15 protein-coding genes and 1 pseudogene are annotated in these 13061 nt (G+C 72.5%); 7 read left to right on the top strand and 9 right to left on the bottom strand.

Annotated elements, in window-relative coordinates; translation table 11 throughout:
• The 3 genes from ACGFMK_RS12675 to ACGFMK_RS12665 form a co-directional block, all read right to left on the bottom strand.
• On the bottom strand, nt 1-576 hold the full coding sequence (locus tag ACGFMK_RS12675; RefSeq protein ID WP_392761345.1) for a PadR family transcriptional regulator: 576 nt from the start codon (nt 574-576) through the stop codon (nt 1-3).
• A gap of 83 nt (nt 577-659) precedes the next feature.
• Nucleotides 660-1481 (bottom strand): hypothetical protein, encoded by an 822-nt coding sequence (locus tag ACGFMK_RS12670; protein WP_392761343.1) that lies wholly within the window; start codon nt 1479-1481, stop codon nt 660-662.
• Nucleotides 1482-1523: 42 nt separating this feature from the next.
• Nucleotides 1524-1910: an MmcQ/YjbR family DNA-binding protein gene (locus ACGFMK_RS12665; RefSeq protein ID WP_392761341.1), complete on the bottom strand. Its 387-nt coding sequence runs from the start codon at nt 1908-1910 to the stop codon at nt 1524-1526.
• A gap of 30 nt (nt 1911-1940) precedes the next feature.
• Between ACGFMK_RS12665 and ACGFMK_RS12660 the strand changes: the two genes are divergently transcribed.
• Entirely contained in the window at nt 1941-3122 is a 1182-nt protein-coding gene (locus tag ACGFMK_RS12660; RefSeq protein WP_392761338.1) for an MFS transporter, read from the top strand.
• An 11-nt stretch (nt 3123-3133) separates the two neighbouring features.
• Here ACGFMK_RS12660 and ACGFMK_RS12655 read toward each other — a convergent pair.
• Nucleotides 3134-3847: pseudogene (locus ACGFMK_RS12655) on the bottom strand (helix-turn-helix transcriptional regulator); the annotation flags it as partial.
• A gap of 87 nt (nt 3848-3934) precedes the next feature.
• Here ACGFMK_RS12655 and ACGFMK_RS12650 point away from each other — a divergent pair.
• Nucleotides 3935-4786 carry an SDR family oxidoreductase gene (locus ACGFMK_RS12650; RefSeq protein WP_392761337.1) on the top strand — a complete coding sequence of 284 codons (852 nt, stop codon included), beginning with the start codon at nt 3935-3937 and terminating at the stop codon, nt 4784-4786.
• Nucleotides 4787-4790: 4 nt separating this feature from the next.
• Here the strand turns inward: ACGFMK_RS12650 and ACGFMK_RS12645 are convergent, their stop codons facing one another.
• Nucleotides 4791-5420 carry a winged helix-turn-helix transcriptional regulator gene (locus tag ACGFMK_RS12645; protein WP_392761334.1) on the bottom strand — a complete coding sequence of 210 codons (630 nt, stop codon included), beginning with the start codon at nt 5418-5420 and terminating at the stop codon, nt 4791-4793.
• Nucleotides 5421-5506: 86 nt separating this feature from the next.
• Between ACGFMK_RS12645 and ACGFMK_RS12640 the strand changes: the two genes are divergently transcribed.
• Nucleotides 5507-5875: a VOC family protein gene (locus ACGFMK_RS12640; protein WP_392761331.1), complete on the top strand. Its 369-nt coding sequence runs from the start codon at nt 5507-5509 to the stop codon at nt 5873-5875.
• Nucleotides 5876-5882: 7 nt separating this feature from the next.
• On the opposite strand, the gene ACGFMK_RS12635 is transcribed toward ACGFMK_RS12640, so the two are convergent.
• Genes ACGFMK_RS12635 through ACGFMK_RS12625 form a run of 3 tightly spaced genes read right to left on the bottom strand, consistent with a single transcriptional unit; the run spans nt 5883 to nt 7978 of the window.
• Nucleotides 5883-6419: a hypothetical protein gene (locus ACGFMK_RS12635; RefSeq protein WP_392761328.1), complete on the bottom strand. Its 537-nt coding sequence runs from the start codon at nt 6417-6419 to the stop codon at nt 5883-5885.
• Nucleotides 6420-6426: 7 nt separating this feature from the next.
• On the bottom strand, nt 6427-7566 hold the full coding sequence (locus tag ACGFMK_RS12630; RefSeq protein ID WP_392761325.1) for a serine hydrolase domain-containing protein: 1140 nt from the start codon (nt 7564-7566) through the stop codon (nt 6427-6429).
• 40 nt (nt 7567-7606) lie between these two features.
• Nucleotides 7607-7978: a winged helix-turn-helix transcriptional regulator gene (locus ACGFMK_RS12625; RefSeq protein WP_392761322.1), complete on the bottom strand. Its 372-nt coding sequence runs from the start codon at nt 7976-7978 to the stop codon at nt 7607-7609.
• Between the two features lie 98 nt (nt 7979-8076).
• On the opposite strand from ACGFMK_RS12625, the gene ACGFMK_RS12620 reads away from it, so the two are divergent.
• From ACGFMK_RS12620 to ACGFMK_RS12605, 4 genes are all read left to right on the top strand, one after another.
• Nucleotides 8077-8934: an alpha/beta fold hydrolase gene (locus tag ACGFMK_RS12620; RefSeq protein WP_392761319.1), complete on the top strand. Its 858-nt coding sequence runs from the start codon at nt 8077-8079 to the stop codon at nt 8932-8934.
• Nucleotides 8931-9752, top strand: a complete 822-nt coding sequence (locus ACGFMK_RS12615; RefSeq protein WP_392761316.1) for a hydrolase — start codon at nt 8931-8933, stop codon at nt 9750-9752. Before ACGFMK_RS12620 ends, ACGFMK_RS12615 begins: the two co-directional genes overlap by 4 nt.
• A gap of 119 nt (nt 9753-9871) precedes the next feature.
• Complete coding sequence (locus ACGFMK_RS12610) at nt 9872-11086, top strand: glycosyltransferase (RefSeq protein WP_392761313.1); 1215 nt, start codon at nt 9872-9874, stop codon at nt 11084-11086.
• A gap of 44 nt (nt 11087-11130) precedes the next feature.
• Complete coding sequence (locus ACGFMK_RS12605) at nt 11131-11280, top strand: hypothetical protein (RefSeq protein WP_392761310.1); 150 nt, start codon at nt 11131-11133, stop codon at nt 11278-11280.
• A gap of 170 nt (nt 11281-11450) precedes the next feature.
• On the opposite strand, the gene rox is transcribed toward ACGFMK_RS12605, so the two are convergent.
• Nucleotides 11451-12890 carry a rifampin monooxygenase gene (gene rox, locus ACGFMK_RS12600; protein ID WP_392761308.1) on the bottom strand — a complete coding sequence of 480 codons (1440 nt, stop codon included), beginning with the start codon at nt 12888-12890 and terminating at the stop codon, nt 11451-11453.
• Nucleotides 12891-13061 lie beyond the last annotated feature (171 nt).

Here is a 13061-nt window from a genome sequence, read left to right as displayed (position 1 = left end):
TCAGAAGTGTTCGGGCCAGGGCAGGGAGCCACTGCGGATTTCGGCGGCGGTGTGGCGCGCCCAATGGAGTTCGGCCTGCCACGCGTGCTTGACGTACTCGACCTCGATCATGAACAGCCGCGGCGCCCCTTTGCCGACCGTGCCGGCCAACGCCGTCTCCGCGCCCTCGACACGTTCAGCGAGGTGGCGGGCGCGTTCCTCCAGGGCGTCGGCGGCCCGCTCCGGGCCGAGCGCGCCGAGGTAGGCCACGGCTGCGACGAACTTCGGGTACTCGTCGACCGGCACGCGCACCAGCTCGTCGAGCCACGCGACGAACTCCTGCCGGCCGAGCTCGGTGTGGGCGTACACGGTCCGCTCCGGCCGGTTGCCCTCCCGGACCGTCTCGACGGGCTCGATCCAGCGGTGCTTGGCCAGGGACTCCACGGTGTCGTAGAGCGAGCCGGGGTTGATCTTGAAGCTGGTGTCCTTGTTGCGTTCGCGCAGCGTGGACGCCATTTCGTACGGGTGCATCGGGCGTTCGAGCAGCAGGCCCAGCAGGGCCAGCGCCAGGGTGTTGCGGATCTTGCGGGCTGCCATGGTCGTCAGTCGCTCCCTATTAGTCGGTTCCGACTATACGGGTGCGGTCAAGCAGGTCGGCTCGTGCGTCGGACTGTTTGAGGTCAGCGCACGTCGAGCGCCGTCACCCCGGAGACGTATCGCCCGCCCTTGACGTCGCCGAGCGGGACGAGCCGCGGCAGCGTGAGCGCGACGCCGTCCTCCACGGTGGACAGCAGCAGCGGACGGCCGCCCGTGGACTCCTCGGCGAGCGTGACCGCGGCGCCGTACCCGTCGTCGCCGACCGCGACCACCGGCGTGTCCGGCCGCGGCAGCACCCCGGCGACCAGCAGGACCAGCCGGAGCGACGGCCCGGTTTCGGTGTGCGTCTGCCGGCCGGTGCCCGACGAGAAGGTCGCGGTGACCGTGCGGGAGGGCAGCAGCCTCAGCAGCGACGGCGGCAGCGTGACCGCCCGGTGCGCGGTCGTGATCCGCACCGCCCGCTCGGCCGGCCCGGCATCGGACACGGCGACCCGGACGGAACGGACGTCGTCCACCCGGCGGCTGCGGTCCCGGTCGCCGGGGACGACGAGGTCGACGTCGCGGCCGGTGGTGAGCACGGCGGGGTGGTCGCCGAAGGCCGGGTCGAGTTCCGCGAGGGCGAAGGTGACCGCGCGGTGCGCCGCGCCGGTGACCGTCACGGTCACGCGCAGCGCGGTGTTCTTGCCCGGCGGCAGGACGGGCGCCGCGGCGGCCACCACCTTGGTCAGGTCGACGCCGGTGACCTGCGGATACGTCGTCTCGCCGAGGTCTTTCAGCTGGGCGCTGGTGTACGACGCCGGAGACGTGACCGCGCCTTCGACGGTGAGCGTCCGGGGCGACGCCTCGGCGGCGGTCGTCGTCCCGGCGAGCAGCACGGTCGACAGGGCGAGTACGCGGAACAGCATCCGACCTCCCGGGATCCGCAGATGCGGAGCGAAAGCCGAAGTTTAGCCGCTTTCGAGCCATTCCTTGGCGAGCCGTTTCGGCGCCCGGCACAACCAGGCTTCGGTCAGCACCTCGTCGAGCGTCGGCACGTCGATGCGGTCGAGCTCGACGAGGATCGCCGGGAAGCCGGTGAAGTGCGGAGTCGTGAAGAAGACGGCCGGGTCGTCGGCGATCAGCACGTCCTTCACACCGACGTCCGGCACGTACGCGCAGAGGACCGGCCCGGCGGGCGCGCGCTCGCCGAGCGCCTCGAGGTCGCCCTTCCGCAGCGGGCGCTCCCAGGCGAAACCCTTCTTCCCGACCGACCAGGCCAGGTATCCGCGGCCATTTTCCTCGGTCACGTCAGGGAGCCCGCGCGCGATCCGGCCGACGTCTTCCCAGCTCGCCATGGACGTCAGGGTAATCCGTAGGGTGGCCGGATGACGGGGGAGCTGAGGCGCGCCCGGCTGGGGGTCTCGGTCGTGTTCGCGGTCTGCGGCGCGGCGTTCGCGACCTGGCTGGCCCGGGTGCCGGCGGTGCAGGCGCAGCTGGGGTTGAGCACCGGTCAGCTGGCCACGGGGTTGTTCGGGCTGGCCGCCGGCTCGGTGCTGGCCCTGCTCGGTGTCGGCGCGCTGCTCGCCCGGATCGGCAGCCGCGCGGCCGTCGTGCTCGGCGCGGTCGTGCTGTGCGGCGGCCTGCCACTGGTCGCGTTCGCCTGGTCGGCGCCGGTGTTCGTCGCCGCGCTGGTCGTGCTCGGTGTCGGCAACAGCCTGCTCGACGTCGCGATGAACGCGCACGCGGCGCGCGTCGAGGACGGGTACGGCCGGCCGATCTTCGCCGGGTTCCACGCCTTCTGGAACATCGGCGGCCTCGCGGGCTCCGGTGCCGACGCGCTGATGGAGGCCACGCACGTCCCGGTGTCGGTGCACTTCCCGATCGCCGGCGCGGTGCTGCTGGCGCTCGCGTTGTGGGCCGCGCGCACGCGGTTCCTCACCGGCGCGGACCGCGGTCAGGGTGAGGCGGCGTTCGCGTGGCCGAGCCGGGCGCTGGTGCCGCTCGGCGTGATCGCGTTCTGCGGGTTCGTCGCCGAGGGCGCGGTCAACAGCTGGAGCGCGGTGTACCTGGCCGACGTCACGGGCGCGGCACCGGCGTTGGCGTCCCTGGGCTATTTCGCCTTCTCGACGACCATGATCGCGATCCGGCTGGTCGCCGACCGGATCGTCGCGCGGACGGGCGCGGTGCGCTTCGCCCGAGTGGCGACGGCGGTCGCGATACTGGGCTTCGCCGTGGTCCTGCTCGCGCCGTGGCCGGTCGCGGTGGTGCTGGGCTTCGCGGTGGTCGGGCTGGGGGTGGCCGGGATCGTGCCGATCGCGTGGAGCGTGGCGAGCCGCAAGCAGGCGGACAAGCCGGGCCAGGCGGTGGCGGCGGTCGCCGCCTGCGGTTACCTCGGGTTCCTCGTCGAGCCGGGCCTGGTCGGGGCGCTGGCGACGCGGGTCGGGCTGCACTGGGCGTTGTCGTCGGCGGTCGTGGTGACGCTCGGGATCTTCGTGCTGGCGCCCTCGCTGAGGGAGGCCAGCCGCCGCAGCCCTTCGGCCGACGAAGTGCCCGGCGCCGCGGTGTAGACGAGCAGCCGGTGCTCGTGGCCGGGCACCGCGAGGATCTCGCAGTCCAGTTCCAGCGCGCCGGCCACCGGGTGGACGGTCCGCTTGGTCAGCGTCCGCTGCACTTCGACCTCCCGCTCGGCCCACAGCCGGGCGAACTCCGGGCTCTCTTCCCGCAGTTCGTCCACAAGGGACCGGACCGCCGGATCGGCCGGGTACCGCCCGCCGGCGCGCAGGTCCGCGACGCACAACCGGGCCAGGTCCAGCCGGTTGCCGGTGATCGTGTCGCCGTCGTCGAACAGCCGTCGCAGCCGGTTGCGGCGCCGCGGCGGCCACGCGGCCGGGTCGCCGATCAGCGCGACGAGCATCCGGTTCCAGGCGACCATGTCGAAACCGGCGTCGATCACCATCGCCGGCACGTCGCCGAGGCGCTCCAGCAGGCGCAGGACGTTGCCGGGCACCTCGCGCGGCGGGGGCACCGGCGCCGGGTGGGCCAGCCGCCGGAGGTAGGCGTGCTCGTCGCCGGTCAGCCGCAGCGCCCGCCCGAGCGCGGCCAGGACCTGCTCCGACGGCCGTGGCCCGCGACCCTGCTCGAGGCGCACGTAGTAGTCGACGGAGATCCCGGCCAGCAGCGCGACCTCCGCGCGCCGCAACCCCGGCGTCTGCCGCCGCGGGCCGGGCACCAGCCCGACGTCGGCCGGCCGCAGCCGGTCCCGGCGGCTGCGCAGGAAACCGCTCAGTTCCACCCTGTCCACGGTGCCATCATCACCCCGGCCCGGGGTGGTACCGGTTGGCCTACCCCGGCCGGCCGGAACGGGACGAGCCTGGGACGCATGACGATTCTGGTGACCGGAGCCCGCGGGAACGTCGCCCGCACGCTGACCGGACAGCTGCTCGACGCGGGGCAGGACGTACGGGCGGCCGGGCGGGACCCGGGCCGCGCCCGGCTGCCCGCCGGCGTCGAGGTGGTCGCGGCCGACCTGGCCCGGCCCGAGAGCTGGGAGGCGGCGCTGGCGGGCGTCACGAAGGTGTTCCTCTACGCCGGGACGGCCGGGCTCGGCGGGTTCCTCGCCCACGCGGGCGGCCTGGCGCAGGTGGTCCTGCTGTCCGCGGCGGGCGCCGATCCCGCGTCGGCGGACGCCATCACCCGCGCCCACGGCGAAGCCGAACAGGCCGTGCGCGACGCGGGAATCCCGTGGACCTTCCTGCGTCCCGTCGGGTTCGCGGCCAACCGGCTGCTGTGGGCCGAGCCGATCCGGTCGGCCGGCGTGGTGCGCGACCCGTTCCCGGACTCGCATTCGGCGCTGATCCACGAAGCGGACATCGCCGCCGTCGCCGCGTGTGCGCTGACGTCGTCCGGGCATCTCGGTGCGGAGTACACGCTGACCGGGCCCGCGTCGCTGACCGTGCGGCGCCACGTCGAGCTGATCGGTCGCGCCATCGGCCGTCCGGTGCGCGTCGAACGCCAGGACCTCGACGACTACCGCCGCGAGCTGACGACGGCGTTCGCGGCCCGGGGCCTGGGCACGGTCGGCTCCGCGGACGTCATCGAGTCGCGGATCCGGAGGCTGGCGGCGCTGGTGGACCGGCCGCAGCCGACCACGGAGACGGTCCTGGAGGTGACCGGCCGGCCGGCTCGCGGCTTCGCCGAATGGGCCGCGGACCACGCCGCCGATTTCGCCTGAGCGTTCAGCCTTCGTGCTCGCGCAGCAGCCTCACGACGGCCTTCCTGCTGCCCTCGATCTCGACGCGGCCGTCGGCGACCGCCGCGTCGAGATCGGCCGGGTTCTCGAGGAGGGCGTTCAACGTGACGGGGTCGGTCCGGACGACGGCGTCCGGCGCCGCGGGTTCGCCCGGCTGGACCGTCAGCCGGCCGGGTTCGGTGCGGACCGTCCACACGCGACTGTCCAGTTCGACGCGGTAGCAAGCGAAACCGCGCGGGCGGGCGGAACCGCGGAGGAACAGCAGCACCGACGTCGCGCCGAGCGTCGCGGGCTCGGGGAGCGGGACGTGCGCGGCCCACGCGCCCAGCGCGAGCACGATCGGCTCCAGCTCGCGGCCCCACGCGGTCAGCTCGTAGACCGTCGAACCCGCGGGCGGCGGCAGCGTCCGGCGGCTCACGACACCCCGGCCTTCCAGCTCCCGGAGCCGGTCGGTGACCAGGTTCGAACTGGCGCCCGGCAGTGCACGGCGGACGTCGGAAAACCGTTGCGGCCCCAGCAGAAGCTCGCGCACGACGAGCAGGGCCCACCGCTCTCCGACGACGTCGAGCGCGCGGGCGGTGGCACACGCGTCCCCGTAGGTGCGAGTGGTCGGCATGGAGCCAATTTACAACTCCGAGGTTGCTTTTAACAACTAGAGTGGCCTACGGTGAAGGTCCGGACGTCGAACGGAAGGAACCGGCCATGGCCGCCCCTGTCGTGCACTTCGAGATCATCGGCACCGACCCGGCGCGCCTGCGCGGGTACTACGGCGAGCTGTTCGGCTGGGAGTACGACACGTCCGGCCCGGTGTCGGACCAGGTGTCTGAGCCGGGCGACTACGGCTTCGTGGAGACGGGCGGCATCCCCGGCGGCGTGGGCGGCGGCGCGTCTTTCGCGCCGCAGAACGTGTTCTACGTGGGCGTCCCGGACGTCGCGGCGGCGCTGGAGCAGGCCGAACGTCTCGGCGGCCAGCGCCGGATGGGCCCGGACCGCGCGCCCGGCCGCGACCTGGTGGTCGCCCACTTCACCGACCCGGAGGGCAACCTGATCGGCCTCGCCGGCCCAGCCTGACGAAGCGTCAACGTTCTTCGGCCGTGCTCTGGACGTCGGCGCGGCACGCCTCCAGGAACCGTTCACCCGCTTCGCTGATCCCCGTCAGCACCCGGTCGAGGCTTTCCCGTCGCACCAGCGGTTCCCCGGCGTCCAGTTCGGCGAAGACGCCGTTCACCCCGTTGCGGGCCGCCTTCCACAACTCCTTGCCGCGACGGCGTGGCTCGTCCGTGCCGAAGAGTTCCACCTGGTTGTACGCCTTGCGGAGCTCGTTGCGGCGTTCGCGCCACCGGGCCTCGATCCCGGGGCGGTCCTTCCGCAGCTCGACGAACTCCGACCGGATCAGCTGGAACGCTTCCTCGCTCGCCGTCGACAGGCCGGCATAGGCCTTGACCCGCTCGTCGCGCAGCCAGTTGGCCTGGTCCGTGGCCCGTTTCTGCGCTTCGACCCGCTGGGTCGCCTTCAGCTTCCGGCTCTCCACGAACGTGTTCGTCAGCAGGGTCAGCACCACCCCGCCGAGCGTCGCGCCCACGGTGATCAGCTGCGTGGTCGTCCCCGAGTCCATACCGGGATTATCCCAGCGCGTCGTAAACCGCCTGGACGTACGTGGCGCTGCGGTCGGAGCCGATGATGCCCGGGCCCATCTTGTTCATCATGTACGAGATCGTCAGGCGCCGGTCGAGGTCCGTGATGATCATCGAACCGCCCCAGCCGCCCCAGAAGCAGACGCGGCCGTCCGGGATCCACGGCACCGTTTCGCGCAGCGGCAGCCCGTAGCCGATGCCCCAGCGCAGCGGGATGCCGAGCCCGAGGTCGACGCCGTTGGCCTGCTCCTCGAAGATCAGGCCGATCGTGTCCGGGCCGAGCAGGCGGACGCCGCCCACCGTGCCGCCCAGCGCGAGCGCCGAGAGGATCCGCGCGACCGAGCGCGCGTTGCCGTGCCCGTTCACCGCGCCGAGGGCCGCGTGGCGCCACGCGGGCGTGTTGGCGACACCCGCGTCGATGGCCGGTCCGGTCAGCGTCTTGACGATCACGTTGTCCGCACCCAGCGCTTCGAGGTCGAACTGCGCCGGCGGCGGCGGGACGACGTCCGCGATCCGGCCCCAGTCCGCTTCGGCGGCACCGATCCGGAAGTCCGCCCCCAGCGGCCCGGCGATCTCCTCGGCGACGAACGCCTTCAGTGGCTTCCCGCTCACCCGGCGGACGACCTCGCCGACCAGGTGCCCGAAGTTCGACGCGTGGTAGCCGGAAGCCGTCCCGGGCGTCCACCACGGTGCCTGCGCGGCCAGCCGGGTCGTCGACGTCTTCAGGTCGTAGAGGTCCTCGACGACCGCGGGCTGATCGAGGCCGGAGACACCGGAGGTGTGCGAGAGCAGGTGCCGGACCTCCACGCTCTCCTTGCCGTTGGCGGCGAACTCCGGCCAGTACTTCGCGACCGGCGCGTGGACGTCGAGGTCGCCGCGGTCGACGAGCATCAGGGCGGCCAGGCTGGTCACGGTCTTCGTCGTCGACCAGACGTTGGTGATGGTGTGCTCGTCCCACGCGACGGTCCGGGCCGGGTCGCGGAAGCCGCCCCAGAGATCGGCGACGACCTCGCCGTCGAGGTCGACGACGAGGGACGCGCCCAGTTCGTCACCGGAGGTCACGTTCTTCTCGAGCGCGGCGCGGACGTCGTCGAAGCGGCTGTCGTGCTTTCCGCGGATTCCGGTCATGCGAGCTACGCTAAAACCTGACGTCAATGTCAGGGGCAAGCTATTCCGGGCTGACGTCACGCGACCGGTCGATGGCCGCCATGTTCTCCTCGGCCCAGTTCCGCAAGGCGGCGAGCGGCACTTCGAGCGACCGGCCGAGGTCGGTCAGCCGGTAGTGGACCTTCGGCGGCACCGTCGGCTCCACCCGGCGCGCGACCAGGCCGTCGCGCGTCAGGCTCTGCAGCGTCACCGACAGCATCTTCTGGGAGACGCCCGGCATTCGCCGTTGCAGCTCGGCGAACCGCACCTCGCCCGGGTCGGCCTCGGCCAGCACCTTGACCGCCATCGACGTCCACTTCGTGCCGATCCGGTCCAGCAGCCGGCGCGTCGGGCACTTCGGGTCGAACAGGTCGCCTCGGCCGGAGGGGGTCACCTGGAGCTCACCACCTGTCGTGAAAGTGCCGTCTTGGCTCTTCGGGAGCTGTTACCTACCGTTTGCTGGTAACCAATGGTAACCGCTCAGGAGGCAGTGTGCGCGAGTATCGGGTCGAGGCGAACGGCATCAAGATCGCCGTGGCCGACGTTGGCGAAGGGCCTGCGGTCCTGCTGCTGCACGGCTTTCCGCACACCTGGCGGCTCTGGTCCGCGGTCATCCCGCACCTGGCCCGCGACCACCGCGTCCTCGCGCCGGACCTGCGTGGTCTCGGCGCGACCACGCGCGCGACCGGCGGCTACGACGCCGGGAACCTCGCCGCGGACGCCGAAGCCCTCCTCGACGCGCTGGACGTGCCGACGGCGTCCGTCGTCGGCATCGACGCGGGCGCCCCGCCGGCGTTCCTGCTGGCGATGCGCCGGCCCGAGCGCGTCCGGCGGCTCGTGCTGATGGAGTCGTTGCTGGGCCGGCTGCCCGGCGCCGAAGCCTTCCTCGACGGCGGGCCGCCGTGGTGGTTCGGCTTCCACGCCGTGCCGGGGCTCGCCGAGACGGTCCTGGCCGGGCACGAGGCCGAGTACCTCGGCTGGTTCCTCGACGTGGGCACCCGGGGGCACGGGGTGCCGCCGGAGATCCGTGAGCACTTCATCGCCGCCTACCGCGGCCGCGAGTCCCTGCGGTGCGCGTTCGACCACTACCGGGCCATGCCGGCCGGCGCGACGCAAATCGCGGACGCCGTCGCGGCCGGCCGTCTCACGGTGCCGGCCCTGGCGATCGGCGCCCACCCGGTCGGTGACACCCTGGCGCGCCAGCTCCGGCCGATCGCCGACGACCTCACGACGCACCTGGTCCAGGACTGTGGCCACATCATCCCGCTGGACCGTCCGGACGTCCTGGCGCCGCTGCTGACGTCGTTCCTTGACCTCGACCTTACTGGAGCTTCAAGACTGGCCCCATGACGATCTGGATCTGCGGAACCTGCGGGGTCGAGCACCCCGACACCGACCAGCCCCCGGCCGGCACGTGCGCGATCTGCGCGGACGAACGGCAATGGGTGCCGGCCACCGGCCAGGTGTGGACGACGCTGGACAAGCTCGCGGCCGACAGTCGCGGATTCGTGCACGAAGAGCTGGAACCCGGCCTGCACCGGTTCAACCGCGAACCGCCGTTCGGCATCGGCCAGTGGACACACCTGGTGCGGACCACCGAAGGCAACCTGTTGTGGGACCCGCCGAACCACCTCGACGCGGGCCTGGTCGCGAAGATCGAGGAGCTGGGCGGGGCCGCGGTGATCGTGGCCAGCCACCCGCACATGTACGGCTCGCAGGTCAGCTGGAGCCACCGCCTCGGCCGCGTCCCGGTGCTGGTGCACACCGCCGACCGGCGGTGGGTGCGACGCGAGGACCCGGTGCTGCGGGAGTGGTCCGGCACCGAGCGGATCCTGCCCGGCGTGACGCTCGTCGAGGCGGGCGGCCATTTCCCTGGCGCCGCCGTGGCCCACGTCGGCAACGACACCGGCGGCGTGCTCCTGACCGGCGACACGATCGTGCCCGTGGTGGACGCCGGATGGGTGACGTTCATGCGCAGCTACCCCAACAAGATCCCGCTTTCGCCGGGGTTGGTGCGGCGGATCGTCGAGCGGCTCGAGCCGTACGAGTTCGATCGTCTGTACGGCTTGCTGGGCGGGACGGTGCTCGGCGACGCCAAGGGCGCGGTCCGCCGCTCCGCGGAGCGCTACATCGCCTGGGTGAGCGGGGCGAACGACCACCTCGCTTGAAATGACCATTTCTCCGCCCCCTTCAATTTATAGCCGACCCCGGGGCTTGCGGCAAGGCCGGGGTGATACCGCAGAATTGCCCGCCGTAAGCCGGAAACAGGGGAAATGGGGATTCTGCGGTGCGTGTTTTGCTGACGACGTGGGGATCGCGCGGGGACGTCGAACCGCTGGTGGGGCTGGCGGTGGCGTTGCGCGGGCTGGGTGCGGAAGCGCTGGTGGCCGCGCCACCGGACGAGGATTTCGTGAAGCTGCTGGACCGGGCCGGCGTGCCGCTGGTGCCACTCGGCCCGACGGTGCATTCGGTGGTCGCCGGCCCGAAACCGCCGACGGGGGAAGACGCGTTCAAACTCGCTCCGGCACTGGTCGCCGCGCGGTTCGAAACGCTCGGTGCGGCGGCCGGGGAATGTGACGTCGTCCTGGCGACCGGCCTGCTGCCGGCCGGAGCCAGGGACGTGGCCGAAAAGCGGGGCATCCCGTACGTGTACGCGTGTTTTCACATCTTCGGGTTGCCGTCGCGGCGGTTCGCCCCGGGGATGCGGCCGGGCACGCCGCCCGCGGGGGAGGACACCGGCATCGAGGAGCGGTGGGAGCAGGACGCCAAGGCCGTCAACGGGTTGTACGGCGCGGCGCTGAACAGCCACCGGGCGGCGATCGGCCTGCCGCCGGTGGACAACGTCCGCGACCACGTCTTTACCGAGCGGCCGTGGCTGGCGGCGGACCCGGCGCTGTGCCCGTCCGAGGGCATGACGAACTTCGACCTGGTGCAGACCGGGGCATGGATCCTGCCCGACGACCGGCCGCTGCCGAACGGCCTGGAGGCGTTCCTGGACGCCGGCGAACCGCCGGTGTACGTGAGCTTCGGCAGCATGGCCGCGTACGCCCCGGCGGGCATCGCCCGCGAAGCCACCGAGGCGGTCCGCGCGCAGGGCCGCCGCGTCGTGCTCGGCCGCGGCTGGGCCGGACTGGAGGCGATCGACGACGCCGGCGACTGTTTCGTCGTCGGCGAGGTCAACCAGCAGGCGCTCTTCCGTCGGGTGGCCGCGGTAGTGCACCACGGCGGCGCGGGCACCACGACGACGGCCGCGCGAGCCGGCGTGCCCCAGGTCGTGGTGCCCCGCATCGCGGACCAGCCGTACTGGGCCGCGAGGGTGGCCGAGCTGGGCATCGGCGTGGCGCACGAGAACCCGGCGCCGACCGCCGAGTCCCTGTCGTCCGCGTTCGCCACGGCGTTGGCCCCGGAGTTCCGTACGCGGGCCCAGGCGGTGGCCGGCACGATCCGCGACGACGGGGCGACGGTGGCCGCGAAGCTGCTCCTGGACGTCGCCGGCACGTGACCACGTGAGTCGTGCGGCACGCCGGTGGTGGGGCGCACCAGGACTTGACGCCGACCGCAGAGTCCCTGTCGCCCGCGTTCGCCACGGCCCTGGCCCCCGAGACCCGTACGGGGGCTCAGGCCATGGCTAGCACGATCCGCGACGACGGGGCGACGGTGGCCGCGAAGCTGCTCCTCGACGTCGCCGGCTCGTGACCAGACGAGCCGTGGCGCGGGCCCCCCCCCCCCGCGCCCCGCCCCGGGGCCGGCGGGGGGGGCCCCCCCCCGGGGGGGGGGGGGGGGCCGCGCCGGGGCCCCGCGCGGGGGGGGGCTGGGCACCAGCGGCGCGGGCCCGGGCCCCGCCCCGGGGGCCCCGCGGCACTGGCTCAGGCGGGCTCGCCGAACCAGCGGGCGAGGTGGTCGTCCAGGTCCCGCTGATCGTCGCCGATCCAGGCGACGTGACCGTCGGGCCGCAGCAGGACGCCCGGAACGTCCAGCGCCGCGGTGGGATCCGCGAGGTGGTCGACCCGGTCCGGCCAACCGCCGACGGTCAGGCGTTCGGTGCGGTCCAGCAGCAGACCACGGCCGCGGTGCAGCAGGTCGTAGAGGCGGCCCTGCTTCACGTCGATGTCGCGCAGACGCCGGCCGAGCAGGTCGGGGCCTTCGCCGAAGTCGTAGCGGATGTCGATCGAAGTGATCTTTTCGATCAAATAGCGGTTCACCTCGTCGAAGTCCATCAGTTCGGTGAGCAGCCGGCGCACGGCCTGCGCGCCCGGCTCGTCGGACATCAGCTCCATCTGGGCCCGGGTGTTGTCCAGGACGTCGGCGGCGACCGGATGACGTTCGGTCTCATACGTGTCCAACAGCGGTTCCGGCGCCCAGCCGCGGACCTGCGCGGCCAATTTCCAGCCGAGGTTGAAGGCATCCTGCACGCCCAGGTTCAGGCCCTGCCCGCCGGTCGGCGGGTGGATGTGCGCCGCGTCGCCGGCCAGGAACACCCGCCCGACCCGATACCGCTCGGCCAGCCGGGTGGCATCGCCGAAACGCGACAACCAGCGCGGCGAATGCACGCCGAAATCGGTGCCGGCGATGGCGCGCAACTGCTGCTTGAAATCGTCGAGGGTGGGCGGTTCCGCGCGATCGCTGACACCAGCGGCGGGGACCACGACGCTGTAGACCCCTTCACCGAAGGGCCTGAGCCAGAACGGCTTGCGGGTCTCGCCGATTTCGGCCACCTTGGCGGCGATCTCCTCCGGCGGTGCCTCCGCTTTGAGTTCACCCATAAGGGTGTCGGTCCGCGAGGGTTCGCCGGGAAAGCCGACGCCGAGCAGTTTGCGTACCGTGCTGCGCGCGCCGTCACAGCCGACGAGATACCGCGAACGCAGCTGCTCGCCGGTGTCCAGCTCGACGGTCACACCCTCGTCGTCCTGCTCGAACCCGGTCACCGCAAACCCGCGTCGGACCTGCGCACCGAGTTCGATCGCGTGTTCTTCGAGGAGCCGGACGATGACCGGCTGCGGGATGCCCAGCAGGTAGGCGTGCGCGGAATCCAGGCCCGGCGGCACGGGTTTGCCGATGGCCGCGAAGAATCCGGCGGCCGGACGCTTTCTTCCGTGCTCGAGAAGGCGATCCAGCAGCCCGCGCATGGCCATCAGCTCGAGGCTGCGGATGTGCAGGCCGACGATGCGGACGAACGAAACGGGCTCGGTTTCCTTCTCCAGGACGAGTACCCGTACCTCGTGCAGCCGCAGTTCGGCGGCCAGCATCGCGCCGGCCGGCCCGCACCCGGCGATGATCACGTCGAAGGTGAGAGGCGAAGAGTCCATGGTGGTGCCTTTCGGAAGTGCCTGATCGGCGCTCCCGGCGACACCTGCGTCAGTCGCCCGGCCGTGACGCCAGGGGGAGCACCCACATCGCTACTGCGTTCATGGGTCTCACCTCCTCGGGCGGTGTCACGGTCGAGTGCAAGCTACCGCCCGGGCCGCACGCCGTCCAAC

It is taken from the genome of Amycolatopsis sp. NPDC049252 (assembly GCF_043197175.1).
GTDB lineage: Bacteria > Actinomycetota > Actinomycetes > Mycobacteriales > Pseudonocardiaceae > Amycolatopsis.
Note: the sequence above shows the minus strand (reverse complement) of the source record. Positions and strands in the feature narration are given on the sequence as shown.

Coding starts and splice junctions, on each gene's coding strand:
- ACGFMK_RS12675 (WP_392761345.1), bottom strand. CDS start 576: ATGGCAGCCCGCAAGATCCGCAACACCCTGGCGCTGGCCCTGCTGGGC.
- ACGFMK_RS12670 (WP_392761343.1), bottom strand. CDS start 1,481: ATGCTGTTCCGCGTACTCGCCCTGTCGACCGTGCTGCTCGCCGGGACG.
- ACGFMK_RS12665 (WP_392761341.1), bottom strand. CDS start 1,910: ATGGCGAGCTGGGAAGACGTCGGCCGGATCGCGCGCGGGCTCCCTGAC.
- ACGFMK_RS12660 (WP_392761338.1), top strand. CDS start 1,941: ATGACGGGGGAGCTGAGGCGCGCCCGGCTGGGGGTCTCGGTCGTGTTC.
- ACGFMK_RS12650 (WP_392761337.1), top strand. CDS start 3,935: ATGACGATTCTGGTGACCGGAGCCCGCGGGAACGTCGCCCGCACGCTG.
- ACGFMK_RS12645 (WP_392761334.1), bottom strand. CDS start 5,420: ATGCCGACCACTCGCACCTACGGGGACGCGTGTGCCACCGCCCGCGCG.
- ACGFMK_RS12640 (WP_392761331.1), top strand. CDS start 5,507: ATGGCCGCCCCTGTCGTGCACTTCGAGATCATCGGCACCGACCCGGCG.
- ACGFMK_RS12635 (WP_392761328.1), bottom strand. CDS start 6,419: ATGGACTCGGGGACGACCACGCAGCTGATCACCGTGGGCGCGACGCTC.
- ACGFMK_RS12630 (WP_392761325.1), bottom strand. CDS start 7,566: ATGACCGGAATCCGCGGAAAGCACGACAGCCGCTTCGACGACGTCCGC.
- ACGFMK_RS12615 (WP_392761316.1), top strand. CDS start 8,931: ATGACGATCTGGATCTGCGGAACCTGCGGGGTCGAGCACCCCGACACC.
- rox (WP_392761308.1), bottom strand. CDS start 12,890: ATGGACTCTTCGCCTCTCACCTTCGACGTGATCATCGCCGGGTGCGGG.